The sequence below is a fragment of the Nitrosomonas aestuarii genome (genome assembly GCF_003046585.1).
In the GTDB taxonomy this organism is placed as follows: domain Bacteria; phylum Pseudomonadota; class Gammaproteobacteria; order Burkholderiales; family Nitrosomonadaceae; genus Nitrosomonas; species Nitrosomonas aestuarii.
Window position 1 is genome coordinate 51,846 of record NZ_QAAE01000015.1, and the last position, 14,672, is coordinate 66,517.

General features: G+C 47.6%; 14 protein-coding genes. 6 read left to right on the forward strand and 8 right to left on the reverse strand.

The genetic code is table 11. From position 1 onward, the window contains the following. Positions 1 to 9 precede the first annotated feature (9 nt). From scpB to C8R11_RS12130, 6 genes are all read right to left on the reverse strand, one after another. Positions 10 to 690, reverse strand: coding sequence for an SMC-Scp complex subunit ScpB (gene scpB, locus C8R11_RS12105; RefSeq protein ID WP_244907660.1), 681 nt, complete (start codon positions 688 to 690; stop codon positions 10 to 12). Continuing rightward, positions 665 to 1,489 (reverse strand): segregation and condensation protein A, encoded by an 825-nt coding sequence (locus C8R11_RS12110; protein WP_107795929.1) that lies wholly within the window; start codon positions 1,487 to 1,489, stop codon positions 665 to 667. Before C8R11_RS12110 ends, scpB begins: the two co-directional genes overlap by 26 nt. Before the next feature lie 34 nt (positions 1,490 to 1,523). Then, on the reverse strand, positions 1,524 to 2,726 hold the full coding sequence (locus tag C8R11_RS12115; RefSeq protein ID WP_090700913.1) for a tryptophan--tRNA ligase: 1,203 nt from the start codon (positions 2,724 to 2,726) through the stop codon (positions 1,524 to 1,526). A gap of 77 nt (positions 2,727 to 2,803) precedes the next feature. Further along, positions 2,804 to 3,469: a site-2 protease family protein gene (locus C8R11_RS12120; RefSeq protein ID WP_090701017.1), complete on the reverse strand. Its 666-nt coding sequence runs from the start codon at positions 3,467 to 3,469 to the stop codon at positions 2,804 to 2,806. Beyond that, on the reverse strand, positions 3,465 to 4,100 hold the full coding sequence (locus C8R11_RS12125; protein WP_090701014.1) for an L-threonylcarbamoyladenylate synthase: 636 nt from the start codon (positions 4,098 to 4,100) through the stop codon (positions 3,465 to 3,467). The genes C8R11_RS12120 and C8R11_RS12125 overlap by 5 nt, the downstream gene beginning before the upstream one ends. 29 nt (positions 4,101 to 4,129) lie before the next feature. Continuing rightward, positions 4,130 to 4,987: a 3',5'-nucleoside bisphosphate phosphatase gene (locus tag C8R11_RS12130; RefSeq protein ID WP_107795930.1), complete on the reverse strand. Its 858-nt coding sequence runs from the start codon at positions 4,985 to 4,987 to the stop codon at positions 4,130 to 4,132. A 132-nt stretch (positions 4,988 to 5,119) separates the two neighbouring features. Here C8R11_RS12130 and C8R11_RS12135 point away from each other — a divergent pair, with 132 nt between their 5' ends. From C8R11_RS12135 to C8R11_RS12155, 5 genes are all read left to right on the forward strand, one after another. Next, the gene (locus C8R11_RS12135) at positions 5,120 to 6,358 is read left to right on the forward strand and encodes an NnrS family protein (protein WP_107795931.1); all 1,239 of its coding nucleotides are present in this window, start codon (positions 5,120 to 5,122) and stop codon (positions 6,356 to 6,358) included. A gap of 282 nt (positions 6,359 to 6,640) precedes the next feature. Beyond that, a complete protein-coding gene (locus C8R11_RS12140; RefSeq protein WP_090700906.1) occupies positions 6,641 to 7,060 on the forward strand; it encodes a rubrerythrin family protein in 420 nt (139 codons plus the stop codon). Between the two features lie 149 nt (positions 7,061 to 7,209). After that, positions 7,210 to 8,601, forward strand: a complete 1,392-nt coding sequence (locus tag C8R11_RS12145) for a heterodisulfide reductase-related iron-sulfur binding cluster (protein WP_107795932.1) — start codon at positions 7,210 to 7,212, stop codon at positions 8,599 to 8,601. Positions 8,602 to 8,607: 6 nt separating this feature from the next. Continuing rightward, complete coding sequence (locus C8R11_RS12150) at positions 8,608 to 9,201, forward strand: DUF3501 family protein (RefSeq protein ID WP_181258245.1); 594 nt, start codon at positions 8,608 to 8,610, stop codon at positions 9,199 to 9,201. Further along, the gene (locus tag C8R11_RS12155; RefSeq protein WP_244907661.1) at positions 9,198 to 9,725 is read left to right on the forward strand and encodes a CNP1-like family protein; all 528 of its coding nucleotides are present in this window, start codon (positions 9,198 to 9,200) and stop codon (positions 9,723 to 9,725) included. Before C8R11_RS12150 ends, C8R11_RS12155 begins: the two co-directional genes overlap by 4 nt. A gap of 121 nt (positions 9,726 to 9,846) precedes the next feature. Here the strand turns inward: C8R11_RS12155 and C8R11_RS12160 are convergent, their stop codons facing one another. Next, on the reverse strand, positions 9,847 to 10,584 hold the full coding sequence (locus C8R11_RS12160; RefSeq protein ID WP_107795934.1) for an SDR family NAD(P)-dependent oxidoreductase: 738 nt from the start codon (positions 10,582 to 10,584) through the stop codon (positions 9,847 to 9,849). Positions 10,585 to 10,802: 218 nt separating this feature from the next. Here C8R11_RS12160 and C8R11_RS15920 point away from each other — a divergent pair, with 218 nt between their 5' ends. Then, positions 10,803 to 10,985: a hypothetical protein gene (locus C8R11_RS15920; protein WP_146159110.1), complete on the forward strand. Its 183-nt coding sequence runs from the start codon at positions 10,803 to 10,805 to the stop codon at positions 10,983 to 10,985. A 258-nt stretch (positions 10,986 to 11,243) separates the two neighbouring features. Here C8R11_RS15920 and C8R11_RS12170 read toward each other — a convergent pair. Further along, positions 11,244 to 14,672: DUF7467 domain-containing protein (locus C8R11_RS12170; protein WP_280523903.1), on the reverse strand; the 3,429-nt coding region annotated here is incomplete at its 5' end.

Here is a 14,672-nt window from a genome sequence, read left to right on the forward strand (position 1 = left end):
GATCACAACTTAAGCATCCGGTTCTGTATCGGATGCCGTGGATTTGGTTTCAGATTCGTCATCTTCGATTGCCAGGCTATGTTCATCTATTTCTATCAATGATCCCAATTCTTCTAAGGGTGGGAGCTCGTCCAGAGAACGCAGGCCCAGATCATTCAGAAAATGCTGTGTGGTCGCAAACAATGCCGGCTTTCCCGCTACGTTACGATGTCCAACCTGATCAATCCAGCCACGCGCTGTCAGTGTTTTAAGAATGGAAGACGACACACTGATGCCGCGTATTTCTTCAATATCACCGCGTGTAACTGGCTGATGATAGACAATAATCGCCAGCGTTTCCAGTACCGCGCGCGAATAACGCGGTACTTTGGGCGGATCCAGTCGATTTAGAAAAACCTGCATTTCGGTTCTGGCCTGGAAGCGCCAGCCGCTTGCCACCTGAACAAGTTCAACACCTCTATTTGTCCAGTGCGCTTGCAAATCTTCAAGCAACCTGGACAGGTTTTTTACACTGACTGCATTGTCAAATAATTTTCTCAGCTCTGAAACAGGAAGCGGTTCCTGCGTGGTGAGCAAAGCAGCTTCCAGAATCCGTTTTATTTTTTCCGGATTCCCCGGATCGAACGCTGCGTCTAGTGAATATCCTTCAGTAGACGCCTGTTGATCAGACAGCATCGACTGACCGGACATAAATGACACCCAGCACTTCCGGCTGTGAAATTTCCACCAGCATCTCCTTCGCAAGCTCCAGAATCGCGAGAAATGTGACTATGACTTCGGTCACGGTTGCAGCCGGACTGAACAATTCATGAAAAACAATTTGTCCGCATTGATGTAAATTTCTCAAAACCTGGCTCATGTAAACGCGTACCGAGAGTGCCTCCCGATTAATTTGATGATGCCGATTGATTTTGGCTCTGGCCAGCAACCCCAGCCAGGTTTGACGAAGCATATCAGCGGAAACATTTGGCAAACGATCATACGTACTCTGTTCCATCCATACCTGTACAGTTGAAAAATCACGGCCCGCCTGCGGCAATTCGTTCAATCGCAATGCCGCCAGTTTTATCTGTTCATACTTGAGCAGTCGTTGTACCAGCTCGGCTCTCGGATCTTTTTCTTCCTCGTTTTCAGTGACAGGTACGGGCAGCAGCATACGTGATTTGATCTCAATCAACAAAGCCGTCATGAGCAGATACTCGGCGGCTAGTTCAAATTGCTCCACCTCCATCATATCAACATAAGCCATATACTGCTGCGTCAACTGCACCATTGGAATATCCAAAATATCGAGGTTATGCTTGCGAATCAGATAAAGCAGCAAATCCAATGGTCCCTGAAAAGAATCCAGAAATACTTCCAGCGCATCAGGCGGGATATATAAATCCTGCGGAATCTCCATTAAAGGTTCGCCACAGATTTTGGCCACAGGCTTTTCTATAGACTGATTAACGGGCGGGATAGCAGCAGAATCTACTGATGAAGTCATAGTTTCTTAAATATTCAACACGCCCATTTGCATATCAGGAATAATCCAGCCCAATAGCGGCACGAATATCCCGCATGGTTTCCTCGGCCAGTTGATTTGCTTTTTCACAACCATCAGCAATGATATTACGCACCAGCACAGGATCTTCTTCATACATTCGGGCACGATCATGCATCGGCTCCTGCTCAGCGAGCACTTTATCAATTACGCGTGATTTACAATCAAGACAACCGATTGCTGCAGTGGTACATCCTTCCTGAACCCATTTACAAGTATCGTCATCCGAATAAACCAGGTGAAATTGCCACACCGGACAGACCGCGGGATTACCGGGGTCTGTCCGCCGAACGCGCGCCGGGTCGGTCGGCATGGTACGGATTTTTTTATGTACGCTGTCTGAATCTTCGCGCATACCGATGGTATTATTATAAGACTTGGACATTTTCTGGCCGTCCAGTCCCGGCATACGTGATGCTTTTGTAAGCAGGGTCTCGGGTTCGCAAAGTATCATTTTCCCACCACCTTCCAGATAACCGAATAACCGTTCCTTGTCACCCAAATTGAGGTTTTGCTGCTCTTCGAGCAATGATTTGGCTTCTGCCAGCGCACTTTCATCACCCTGCTCCTGATAACGATTGCGTAACTCACTGTATAATTTTGATTTTTTAGATCCAAGCTTCTTGATAGCAGCTTGTGCTCTTTCTTCAAAACCAGGATCCTTACCGTATAGATGATTAAAACGGCGGCAAATCTCTCGTGTAAATTCAATATGTGGTGCCTGGTCTTCACCAACCGGAACACGGTTTGCGCGATAAATCAGGATATCAGCGCTTTGTAGCAACGGATAGCCCAGAAACCCATATGTACTGAGATCTTTTTCCGTCAATTTTTCCTGCTGATCTTTATAGGTAGGCACACGTTCAAGCCAACCCAATGGCGTCATCATCGACAGCAACAGATATAGTTCGGCGTGCGCAGGCACCTTGGATTGAATAAACAAAACAGCTTTTGACGGATCAACACCCGCAGCAAGCCAGTCGATCACCATATCCCAGACATTTTTCTCGATAATTTCTGGCGAATCATAATGGGTCGTCAACGCATGCCAATCAGCAACAAAAAAAAGGCATTCATATTGTTGCTGCAATTCAACCCAGTTTTTTAACACACCATGATAATGCCCCAAATGCAGATTGCCTGTTGGGCGCATCCCCGATAAAACACGGTCAGCAAACATTTTTGTGTCCTAATATCAAACGTTACAAGTTAGTCTGTTTGTTTCAGCAGCTTAAAATTGAAACAAGTAGAGCCAGATTAGACATATAAACCAAAAAAAGAAACTATCATTAATTTGATAAACGTGATCAGTGGCCAAACAATGAAGCCCAGAACACCGCTGATTAAGAGCACCAGTAATATCATAAAGCCATAAGGTTCAATTCTGGCAAAATGGTATGCAATCCGGTGTGGCAACAGACTCACAGCCATACGCCCCCCATCCAGTGGCGGCAACGGCAGTAGATTTAACACCATCAGAATTACATTGATTTCTATACCTGCAATACCCATCAATATCATGGGCTTGGTAAAATCACCGATAGGCATGAATATGGCAAGCTTGATCACCAACGCCCAGATTAATGCCATGAACAGATTGGCTGCCGGTCCTGCAGCTGCGACCCAAAGCATATCTTGCTTGGGATGGCGTAGATTGGCAAAATTGACAGGCACCGGTTTGGCCCAGCCAAAAAGAAAGCCTGCGCCCATCGTCATCTTACTGATAACAAACAACGTAGCCGGCACCAGAATTGTTCCTACCGGATCAATATGTTTTGCCGGATTCAGACTGATACGCCCCTGATTAAACGCGGTAAAATCACCAAAATGCCTGGCTATATAACCATGCGCTGCTTCGTGCATGGTTATGGCAAGAATAACCGGCAAAGCATAAATTGCGATTCCCTGAACAATGCTGTCAATATCCATGTTCGATTCCGAAAGGTTCCAGATCACCTTTTCCTGCCCGGACAAGCATGGGCACTTCATCCGTCAGGTCGATCACCGAGGTCATTTCCAAACCGCAGGAACCAGCATCCATCACCAGATCGACCTGATGCTCCAGACGCTCTCTGATAGCTTCAACATCATTTAAAGGAAATTCATCATCTGGCAATATCAACGTCGAACTCAGCAGGGGCTCATTCAGTTCCTCCAGTAACGCCAACGCCACGGGATGATCAGGAATACGCAAACCAATTGTATAGCGCTTTGGATGCTGCAAACGGCGCGGCACCTCGCGACTGGCCTGTAATATGAACGTATAACTGCCCGGTGTATTCGCCTTGAGTAATCGATATTGCGTATTGTCGACTCTGGCATAGAGCGATATTTCAGCAAGATTTCTGCATACCAGTGTAAAGTGATGCTTATCATCCACCTGACGTATCCTTCTGATACGTGACATCGCACTTTTATCGCCAATCTGACAACCCAATGCATAGCAAGAGTCGGTCGGATATACAATAACACCGCCATTATGCACAATATTGACAGCCTGCTTTATTAAACGTAAATGAGGATTATCTGTATGTATCGTGAAAAATTGAGCCATATAGCCAGATTTGATATCAAATTGCAATATTATGAGACTGCGATATGCCCAGGCACTTTCCAGTCACGCCATACTGGCACGCACCCTGCCGGCAGTTCGGGCAATTTACCCAAATCATAGAAGCTTTCACCCGGCCCATGAAAATCCGAACCGCATGAAACCATCAGGCCCCGCGTTCTCGCATGGCCGGCAAAAATCTCAACCTGTTGTTGCGTATGGCTGGCACTGATCACTTCTAATGCCGTACCACCCAGCGCACAAAAATCATCCAGCAAATCATTTAAAACATTTTTCCCTAAATTATATCTTGCCGGATGTGCGATAACAGCGTTTCCTCCACTGCCGGTGATCCACTCCACCGCTTCACTGAGCGCAGCCCACTCATGGTGCGCATAACCCGGTTTTCCTTTAACCAGATACTTCTTGAAAACCGATTTCATATCCTTGGCATGTCCGTTTTCAATCAAAAAACGGGCAAAATGCGTACGACCAATTAAACCACGCTCTCCTACGTGCGCAAAAGCGCCTTCAAAACTGCCCTTAATACCTATTTTTTCCAGTTCAGATGCAATATTCCGGGCGCGTTGTGTACGCCCGTCGCGAATCGCGGCAAGGCCGTCGAAAAGTGGCTGATAATTCGGATCAATGTTCAATCCGAGCACATGAATTGTGCGCCCACGCCAACTGACAGAAATTTCCACACCATTGATAAATGTGATATTTTTCTCGACAGCTGTCATACAGGCTTCATCCAATCCAGCCACATCGTCATGGTCAGTTAACGCCAGTATTTTAACGCCTCGTTGAGAAGCGCGCAGCACCAGCTGCGCAGGCGTTAAAATGCCATCAGAAATAGTAGAGTGGCAATGTAAATCAATGTTGAGCATGCAGGTTTTTTCGGTGTATAAAGGAAAGGACTCGCATCATAACAAATTAACCCGGCGAAGATAAATAATAATACCGATCATTCAATATAAAAATAATCAGATTATATCAAATGCTTGCACAAGGAACTCGTAATGCACAATAATTTAAATATATGGCGCCATCTTACCGCAGCACCCCATCGCAGTTTATTTTTAGCTGGCGCACTGCAAGGCGTGCTTACACTCGTCTGGTGGATTTATGATCTGACCGGGCGCTATGCGGTTTTTGGCACGCTGTCGATCTGGAGCATTGCGCCAACTTGGGCGCATGCTTTTTTGATGATCTATGCTTTTTTCCCTTTTTTTATTTTCGGTTTTCTGTTTACCACTTATCCAAACTGGATGAATGGAAAAAAAATCACCGCGCGCGCCTACATGACAACCTGTCTGTTAATGGCTGCAGGTGTCGCTTTGTTTTATACCGGATTAGTGCATAGCAAATGGATAGCTATTCTGGGCGTCCTCGCCATGCTCGCCGGCTTTGGCAATGCTTTTGGCGTATTGCAGCGCATTCTGATCGGAGCCAGCGGTCAGGACAGGCGTCATGCGATTGTCACCAGTACAGCACTTTTCATGGGGTGCCTGGGTATTGCCGCTTATTTTCTCTGGTTGCTGACTGATATACATTTTTTGCTGGAATTTTCACGCCATGCGGGTATCTGGTTTTTCCTGATGCCTATTTTACTGACCGTCTCACACCGCATGATTCCTTTTTTCTCCAGCCGGGTGCTGGACAATTATGTCCTTGTCAGACCTTACTGGATCCTCTGGGTCATGCTCGCCTGCAGCGCAGCACATGGTTTTCTGCAGTTACTGGAAATGACGCAATATATGTGGACAGTTGACCTTCCACTGGCCCTGTGCGCACTGTATCTGTCAATCAAATGGGGATTTCTTCGCAGCTTCCAGGTCAGTCTGCTGGCCGTCCTGCATATTTCATTTGCCTGGCTCGGCCTCTCCATGTTGCTGTATGGATCACAAAGCCTGATCTTAATGTTAACCGATAGCAATATGTCAATACTGGGTGTGGCGCCACTGCATGCGCTGGCTATAGGGTACTTTGCCAGCATGGTGCTCGGCATGGCTTCGCGCGTCACCATCGGTCATTCCGGCCGGCCTCTGGAAATGGATCGGTTTACCTGGCAATTGTTTATCGGATTTCAGGCGACAGCCATCGTAAGAATACTGCCTGAAATAATTCCCGTATTCGCTCAGTATACAGCGACACTCTATCTGCTTGCCGGACTGATCTGGTTATCCTGTTTCTTTTTATGGGCTGTACGCTATATACCGATTTACTGGCGGCCCCGTGTCGACGGCAAGCCCGGCTAATCCTGCTCACATAAAGAACCATCATTAACAGGTTAGACTGACAGCTTGACAAGCACAAAGGGCTTCGATAGTCTCGCTGCACGAGTCAGTTTTGTATTAAAACTGTCCCGTCATGCGACAGTCTAAGTTGATCAGGCAAACAAAAAGTTAGCGAATAATCTATAATTTATGCTGGCCATTTCGCCAGAATGGTGCATAATTTTTCATAATAATAATATTCACTTAAATATATTCACATATTTAATTTAACTAAACGCGTCACGAAACAAAGGAGAAAGCGTAATGGAACTTAAAGGATCCAAAACTGAAGGTAATCTGAAAGCAGCATTTGCAGGTGAATCGCAAGCCAATCGCCGCTATCTGTACTTTGCGGCAAAAGCAGACGTCGAAGGTCAGAATGATGTCGCAGCTGTGTTCCGTTCCACCGCGGAGGGCGAAACAGGACATGCCCACGGGCATCTGGAATATCTGGAATCATGCGGCGACCCGGCCACCGGCCTGACTTTCGGCTCGTCCCGTGACAACCTGAAAACTGCAATTGCCGGTGAAACCCACGAATACACCGATATGTATCCAGGTATGGCCAAAACCGCACGCGATGAAGGCTTCGACGAAATCGCCGACTGGTTTGAAACACTGGCTAAAGCTGAGCGCTCACATGCCAATCGTTTTCAGCGTGCACTGGACAGCTTTACCGATTAATCGATCGCACAGACAGAAACTGCTGACGGACTGAATCCGACCGGCATAAAAAAAACAGATGGTGTTTTTCGGTATTCAATGAAAAACACCATCTGACCGCAGTGTATTCACAATGACTTTTTCTAATCCTTTTCACACTTGACATTTCTATGGCTACTCGTGAAGGCAGTCTGGAAGCACCCAAACGCAACCCGATCGACTGGAAACAAATCGACTTTTACAATGAAGCCAGTCTGCAGGATGAAATGGAGCGCGTTTTTGACATCTGCCATGGATGCAGACGTTGCGTCAATCTGTGCACCGCATTTCCCCGTCTATTTGATTTGATCGATGACGGCGCAACAGGTGAACTCGATGGTGTCGATAAAAACAAATTCTGGGAAGTGGTCGATCGCTGCTTTCTGTGCGACATGTGCTTCATGACCAAATGCCCCTATGTACCACCGCATGAGTGGAACATTGATTTTCCACATCTCATGCTGCGCGCCAAAGCAGTTAAATTTAAAACAAAAGGTGTAAGTTTTCGGGACAAATTGCTATCCAGCACTGATGCCATGGGCAAAATTGCAACAATCCCGGTGGTGGTTCAAAGCGTCAACACATTGAACAAAACACCTGCAGTACGCAAACTGCTGGACAATCAGTTAGGCATTCATGCAGATCGAAAACTGCCTGAATACGCCACTAAAAAATTCCGCCCCAATGCACAAACTAACAACACATTCACAATCAAAAATGGCGAACGGACGCCAGGTAAAGTAGCCATCTATGCCACCTGTTATGTCAATTACAACGAACCCGGCATTGGCCATGATTTGTTGAAAATACTTGCACATAATGAAATACCCACAACACTGGTCGAAAAAGAAGCCTGCTGTGGCATGCCGAAACTTGAACTCGGCGACCTGGAAACGGTTGAAAAACTCAAGAATGAAAATATTCCACCGCTGCTGAAACTCGCGCAAGATGGTTTTGCCATACTTTCTGCAGTACCGTCGTGCACACTCATGTACAAGCAGGAACTGCCACTGCTGTTTCCTGATGATGAAGCCGTAAAGACCATCGCCGCAGCGATGTTCGATCCGTTTGAATATCTGTTACTGAGAAACCAGGATCAGCTGCTGAAAACAGACTTTAAAACCGCATTGGGCAAGGTAGCCTATCACATCCCCTGCCATCAACGCGTACAGAACATCGGCAAAAAAACACGCGATGTGTTGCAATTGATTCCCGATACCGAAATCAACGTCGTTGAACGCTGCTCAGGACACGACGGCACCTGGGGTGTTAAAAGCGAGTTTTTTGCAGATTCGATGAAAATAGGCCGCCCGGTATTCCGGCAAATGGCAGCCAGTAAACCCGATTATATCAGTTCCGATTGTGCCATAGCCGCACGCCATATCGAACAAGGCATGGGCACTGAAAATACCGCACAAAAACTGCACCCGCTCACCCTGCTGCGCATGGCGTATGAAGGTCAATCCGACTGCAATCAGGAAACCGACCTGCAAAGCAAATCCGACAACGAAGATACTGAATAAAATATAATGGCCAAAATCACACGTGACAGTTTAATGACACTGGAAGCTTATGCAAAAGTCCGCAAGCAAAAGAGAACGGAAGTCATGGCGCATAAAAAACCGCGCAAGATTCCACTCGGCGAGCACATCACACTTTATTTTGAAGACGAAGTCACCATTCGTTATCAGGTTCAGGAAATGCTGCATGTAGAGCGCATTTTCGAGGAAGCGGAAATCGCGCATGAACTGGAAACTTACTTGCCGCTGGTTCCGGATGGCTCCAACTGGAAAGCCACCATGATGATTGAATATCCCGACCCTGCCGAGCGTGCCGCCCAGCTTGCAAAAATGGTGGGTATTGAAGACCGGATCTGGGTGCAAATCAATGATTCTTCGCCCGTCTATGCAATCGCAGACGAAGACCTCGAACGTGAAAACAGTGAAAAAACATCCGCTGTGCATTTTCTGCGTTTTGAACTGACCCGGGAAATGATTCAGGCGTTACAACAGCCGGACACCCTGTCCATGGGGGTCGATCATCCCGCTTATGAGGCAACAATCAACCCGGTCAACGAACAAACCCGGCTGTCGCTGATTAATGATCTGGATACACCAGAATGACAAAACGGATGCGCATCCAGATCTTACTGGCAATCGGTTTGTCACTGCTCACAGCATGCGCAGCCAAACAGGAATTCAAGGACGAATTCGACAGTGAAAAAAAATGGACTGAACAATTAGCTCAACTCCCGCCCTATCCGGAAGCTGACAATCTGATAACCTTTGATGTGGGGCCCATCAGCGATTATCAGCACGCCATCGATGCCACCTCCATCAATATCGGCAAAGACGGTGTCATTCGCTTTACGCTGATTACCCAGTCCTCGTCAGGTGCGATGAATATCAGCTTTGAAGGTATTCGCTGCGCAACCAGTGAAAGAAAGCTCTATGCAATCGGCCGGGATGACAAAACCTGGTCAGAACCCAGGATTTCCGAATGGCAGCCATTGGGCTTCGTCAGACAATTCTATGCGCAACGCGAACTCACAAAAAACATCTTTTGCCCGAACGGGCAACTCGTCAGCAACCGCGAAAAAGCGATCAGCGCGTTAAAAAAAGGAATACACCCAGCGATTTTTCGTTAGTGCAATCAACTAGCAGGTCGCTTAACGGATCGTTGGAAAATGTTTTCGGGGCAGACATATACAAGCTGCAGAGCAACCACATTGCTGCAAGCAGATTTTGATTTCTGGGTTATGCAAGTGCCTATGGCTCCACTTCTTGTCCATCCCATGCAAAGCACTTTCCACTATCGGCAGGTGACAGTTGATCTATAACCGATAGAAGCTTTATTACAGAAAATTCTGGTGTAAAGAGCTTGTCTTCCACGACATTCCTCTGGAAGGGCTTAGATAGATTGCTGTCTACGGTTCCCGGATGCAAACCAACAATAATGGCTTCCCTGTAGCGCCTGCTCATTTCAATAGCCGCATTCTTGATCACCATATTCAATGCCGCTTTGGACGCACGATATGAATACCATCCTCCCAGTTGATTGTCCGATATACTCCCAATGCGTGCGGAAAGAGCAGCAAAGACTGCACGTTTACCTTTATGCAGCTTAGGCAAGAAATGCTTCGCTACCAATGCAGGTACAACAGCATTAACCATGAAGAGGCGCTGAAACTTTTCCGAGGACAAATCACGCAATGATTTTTCAGGCATTAACGCACCTTCATGCAGTATGCCAGTAGTAACGAGTATTAAATCAAGCGGCGCATTTTTTGAAGCCGTGGTTGCTGCGCGTTTAATGGATGCTTCATTTTCATAATCGATCACATGAGCAGTGACAACAGGTATGTCATGTATTTTTTTGACGCGTGAAAATGCATATATGTGCTCTGTTCCCTGGCGTTTTGCGAGCTGCGTAAGGAATGCGCCTCCCAGTGCGCCGGAAGCGCCAATGATTACAATATTCCTATATAACGGTATTTCATTACGCATATTATTTTTTCTCAATCTAACGCTTAACAGCGTTTTCTAACCAGAAGTCGGATCGCTTGTCAGCCAGCAACGGACAAAACACACCAGCTGCGGTATTTACTTGCTCACTCAAAGTAAGCGACAATCCGTAGGCCGGAATTTGCAATCAGGGTACTGTCGATATGTTGTGGACTTACAGCAATTATGCAGACGCGTGAGCAAAAGAGATAACCAGTTGGATGCTGGCTGACAATATCCATTATGGCCGATATGACCCCATATCTGATTTTTATAACTTCCCAAACTACGATACCGCGCTCCAGACCAACTTCAATTCGGCTCAGGTCAATGCCCTTGCGCAGTATCAGACATGGAAAATCAATCAGCTGAGTGAACAGATAAAGCAATTATTTGGATTGTAGCGGGTATGATGATTTCTGAGCCAATGCTGAGAGAAACCCTACAATATTGAATTTTAAAGCTAAAACCGATTATTTTCTGCGATGCAAGACTTCACATCTCCAATTTCTTTAGTTTTGCTACATAAAGAGCACATACTTCCCTGCAGATATCGGTAACTATAAGCAATGGCTTCTCGGTATTAAGATCTGCATTCACGATTCATTGTTTGTGTGCACCAGGCCGGCATGACGGATAGCCGTGCCGGCCTGGCATTATGATCAGATACCCCAAGCGCCTGATTCACCCTGGAAACCTACCAGCGTCACATCTCCAAGCTGATCACCCAAATGTATGGGTTGCGAGCAGGAGGTATGGTACTGAGCTGATTGCAATAACTGGTTGCTACCATTAGTGTCGAACGGATTGTCATCGAATACATGCACGTATGTATTGGACCCGAATTTATCGCCAGCAATCGTTGTACTAGCTATGAATTCGTCACCCACTTGTACGGTACCCATGAAAAACTCCTTGCCCCCCAGATCAGTGGGGTTACTCTTGTTAGTGACCAGTATAAAAGAAACGCCATCGTCATCTGTAAGGCCACTGTCAAACAGGATTTTAGCTTTGTCAGACGACTGTGCAGTATTCACAAGCACGCTTGGCTCGTAGTCAAATTTCAAAGCTTTTGGCTTACCAAGTGTGTCGCAAGCGTCGTAGTCCGGAAACAACATGTCAACGCCGTTGTAATTCGCTGCATCCTGGTCTGATACAGATGGCAAGCCCAGATCCTGGCCCTGAGCATCGACTGCGATTGCGGAGACCGTTGCAATATTGGTCACCTGGCCTGCTTGAGCCAATTCTGATGCGGTATAGATCCATTCCTCGCCTGGATCAAGCAAACCGTTTTGGTTGGCATCGCCTTCGAAACCAGGGGCAATGTTCAGACGATTATCAGTGAGTGACACATTGGCCAATGGCGTGCTGCCCGGATTCGTCACTACGTAGGTGAAATCAACGTTATCACCTATGAGTGATTGCGGACCCGGACCGGTATCTGCATCCTCTCCAAACCAGACAGATGGATCAATCGTACCATCTTCACCAGCGTAGCCGACAAGTGAGACGTTCCCCACGGTATCCCCGAGATTGATCGGTTGCGAGCAGGAGGTATGATAGGTCAGTGATTGCAGCAATGCATCACCACCTGCCACAGCATCAAACGGATTGTCGTCGAAAAAGTGCACATAGGTAGCCGAACCGAATTTATCCGCATCGGCGTTAACGGATGCCGTGAATTCACTGCCAACATTAACATAACCCCGGAAGAAAACTTTACCGCCCAAATCACCAGGGTTGGATTTATCGGTCACTACCACATAAGACTTGCCGTCATCTTCAATACCCGCCTGTGTCAGAATAGCCGCCTTCGACGAGTCCTGATCAGTGTCGACAGTATTACCGATCTCGTAGTCAAATGTCATCGACAGCGGCTTGCCCAGGGTATCGCAGATATGCCCGATCACCGGCGCATATCCCGCGACTGCGACATACTTCTCAATATCGATCTGTGGACCGCCAACCACGATATAGTTGGCATCATCCTGATCGGTAACTTCGGGCAGCCCCAGTGGGTTCCCCAATGCATCGACTGGTGTGGCCGTCACAATGCCAGTGTTGGTCACCTGGCCGACAAGCGCAGTTTCCGACGCCGTATAGATCCACGCTTCACCGGGATCTAGCTTGTTGTCGGCATTGGTATCACCCTCAACATAGGTAACATTGCTCAAACGGTCGTCACTCACAGACACATTTGCCAGCGGCGTACTGCCCGGATTAGTCACGACATAGGTGAAGTCCACAGCTGTACCGAACGCCGCCTCCGGACCCGAGGGTGTGTCCGCATCCTCTCCAAACCAGACAGATGGATCAATCGTACCATCTTCACCAGCGTAGCCGACAAGCGAGACGTTCCCCACGGTATCTCCGAGATTGATCGGTTGCGAGCAGGAGGTATGATAGGTCAGTGATTGCAGCAATGCATCACCACCTGCCACAGCATCAAACGGATTGTCGTCAAAAAAGTGCACATAGGTAGCCGAACCAAATTTATCCGCATCGGCGTTAACAGATGCCGTGAATTCACTGCCAACATCAACATAACCTTTGAAGAATACTTTGGCTTTCGAGTCAGTCGGGTTAGATTTATCGGTCACTACCACATAAGACTTGCCGTCATCTTCAATACCCGCCTGTGTCAGAATAGCCGCCTTCGACGAGTCCTGATCAGTGTCGACTGTATTACCGATCTCGTAGTCAAATGTCATCGACAGCGGCTTGCCCAGCGTATCGCAGATATGCCCGATCGCCGGCGCATATCCCGCGACTGCGACATATTTCTCAATATCAATGGCTGGAGGTGCGGCCATACCAATGTAATTCGCCGGATCGTTGTCTGTGACTTGCATGTTGTTATAAACCCCGGTCACCGTGCCAATGTTGGTCTGCAGACCGTTCATGACCAGTTCGGATGCTGTGTAGCTCCAGGTTTCACCCGAGTCGAGCAATCCATCGTTGTTATCGTCGCCTCCGATAAATTCGATTGCAGCGATCCGGTCATCGGTTACCACCACGTTCGAAAGCGGCACGGTACCTGGATTTGTCACGTAGTAGGTAAAGACTGCAGTATCAACACTCGTTTCGCCTGCCGGTCCGCTGGGGACGTCTGCATCTTCGTCAGGTCCAATCACGCCCGGCACCGAATCCGGTGCTGCACCGTCCTCGCCCACATAATCGACCAGTGTTACATTACCGACCATGTCGCCGAGGTGAATCGGCTGAGAACAGGAGGTATGATAGGTCAGTGATTGCAGCAACGCATCACCACCTGCCACAGCATCAAACGGATTGTCATCGAAAAAGTGTACGTAGGTAGACGATCCGAATTTATCCGCATCAGCGTTAACGGATGCCGTGAATTCACTGCCAACATCAACATAACCTTTGAAGAATACTTTGGCTTTCGAGTCAGTCGGGTTGGATTTATCGGTCACTACCACATAAGACTTGCCGTCATCTTCAATACCCGCTTGTGTCAAAATAGCCGCCTTCGACGAATCCTGATCGGTGTCGACGGCGTTTCCAATATTGTAGTCAAAAGTCATTTGCTGTGGTTTGCCAAAGACCTCACATACCGCGCCCGCAAACAGGATTGCTGGTTTTTCAATACGAACGAATTTTTCAATGTCGATGTCGGGTGGCGGGAGGACTTCACCGAAGTTGTTATCAGTGCTGTTTTCACCTGCATTAACCGTGATCTGGCTAATGGTTTCGTTAACGTCTGTGTTGCCACCGGTGCTGCCGGCTGTCTCCTTGCCATCATTTTTACCAGCAGGCTGGGTGGGTTCCACGACACTGTAAGTGCCTGCATCCAGGCCTGTGAACGAATAGGAACCATCTGCGGCGGTGGTGGTCGTGCTGATCACAACGCCCGCGGCGTTCAGTAACTGAATCGTCACATTGTTCAGACCCACTTCGCCGGCATCTTTAACGCCATCATCGTTATCGTCGCAATAAACAAATCCCGAGATCGATGCGGGTTCTGGTGGCGGGAGGACTTCACCGAAGTTGTTATCAGTGCTGTTTTCACCTGCATTAACCGTGATCTGGCTAATGGTTTCGTTAACGTCTGTGTTGCCACCGGTGCT

Excerpts from the sequence above, each read along its gene's own strand:
- C8R11_RS12115 (WP_090700913.1), bottom strand. The coding sequence starts at position 2,726 with ATGTTTGCTGACCGTGTTTTATCGGGGATGCGCCCAACAGGCAATCTG.
- C8R11_RS15920 (WP_146159110.1), top strand. The coding sequence starts at position 10,803 with ATGCTGGCTGACAATATCCATTATGGCCGATATGACCCCATATCTGAT.
- C8R11_RS12110 (WP_107795929.1), bottom strand. The coding sequence starts at position 1,489 with ATGACTTCATCAGTAGATTCTGCTGCTATCCCGCCCGTTAATCAGTCT.
- C8R11_RS12155 (WP_244907661.1), top strand. The coding sequence starts at position 9,198 with ATGACAAAACGGATGCGCATCCAGATCTTACTGGCAATCGGTTTGTCA.
- scpB (WP_244907660.1), bottom strand. The coding sequence starts at position 690 with ATGTCCGGTCAGTCGATGCTGTCTGATCAACAGGCGTCTACTGAAGGA.
- C8R11_RS12130 (WP_107795930.1), bottom strand. The coding sequence starts at position 4,987 with ATGCTCAACATTGATTTACATTGCCACTCTACTATTTCTGATGGCATT.
- C8R11_RS12150 (WP_181258245.1), top strand. The coding sequence starts at position 8,608 with ATGGCCAAAATCACACGTGACAGTTTAATGACACTGGAAGCTTATGCA.
- C8R11_RS12140 (WP_090700906.1), top strand. The coding sequence starts at position 6,641 with ATGGAACTTAAAGGATCCAAAACTGAAGGTAATCTGAAAGCAGCATTT.
- C8R11_RS12145 (WP_107795932.1), top strand. The coding sequence starts at position 7,210 with ATGGCTACTCGTGAAGGCAGTCTGGAAGCACCCAAACGCAACCCGATC.
- C8R11_RS12135 (WP_107795931.1), top strand. The coding sequence starts at position 5,120 with ATGCACAATAATTTAAATATATGGCGCCATCTTACCGCAGCACCCCAT.
- C8R11_RS12125 (WP_090701014.1), bottom strand. The coding sequence starts at position 4,100 with ATGGCTCAATTTTTCACGATACATACAGATAATCCTCATTTACGTTTA.
- C8R11_RS12160 (WP_107795934.1), bottom strand. The coding sequence starts at position 10,584 with ATGCGTAATGAAATACCGTTATATAGGAATATTGTAATCATTGGCGCT.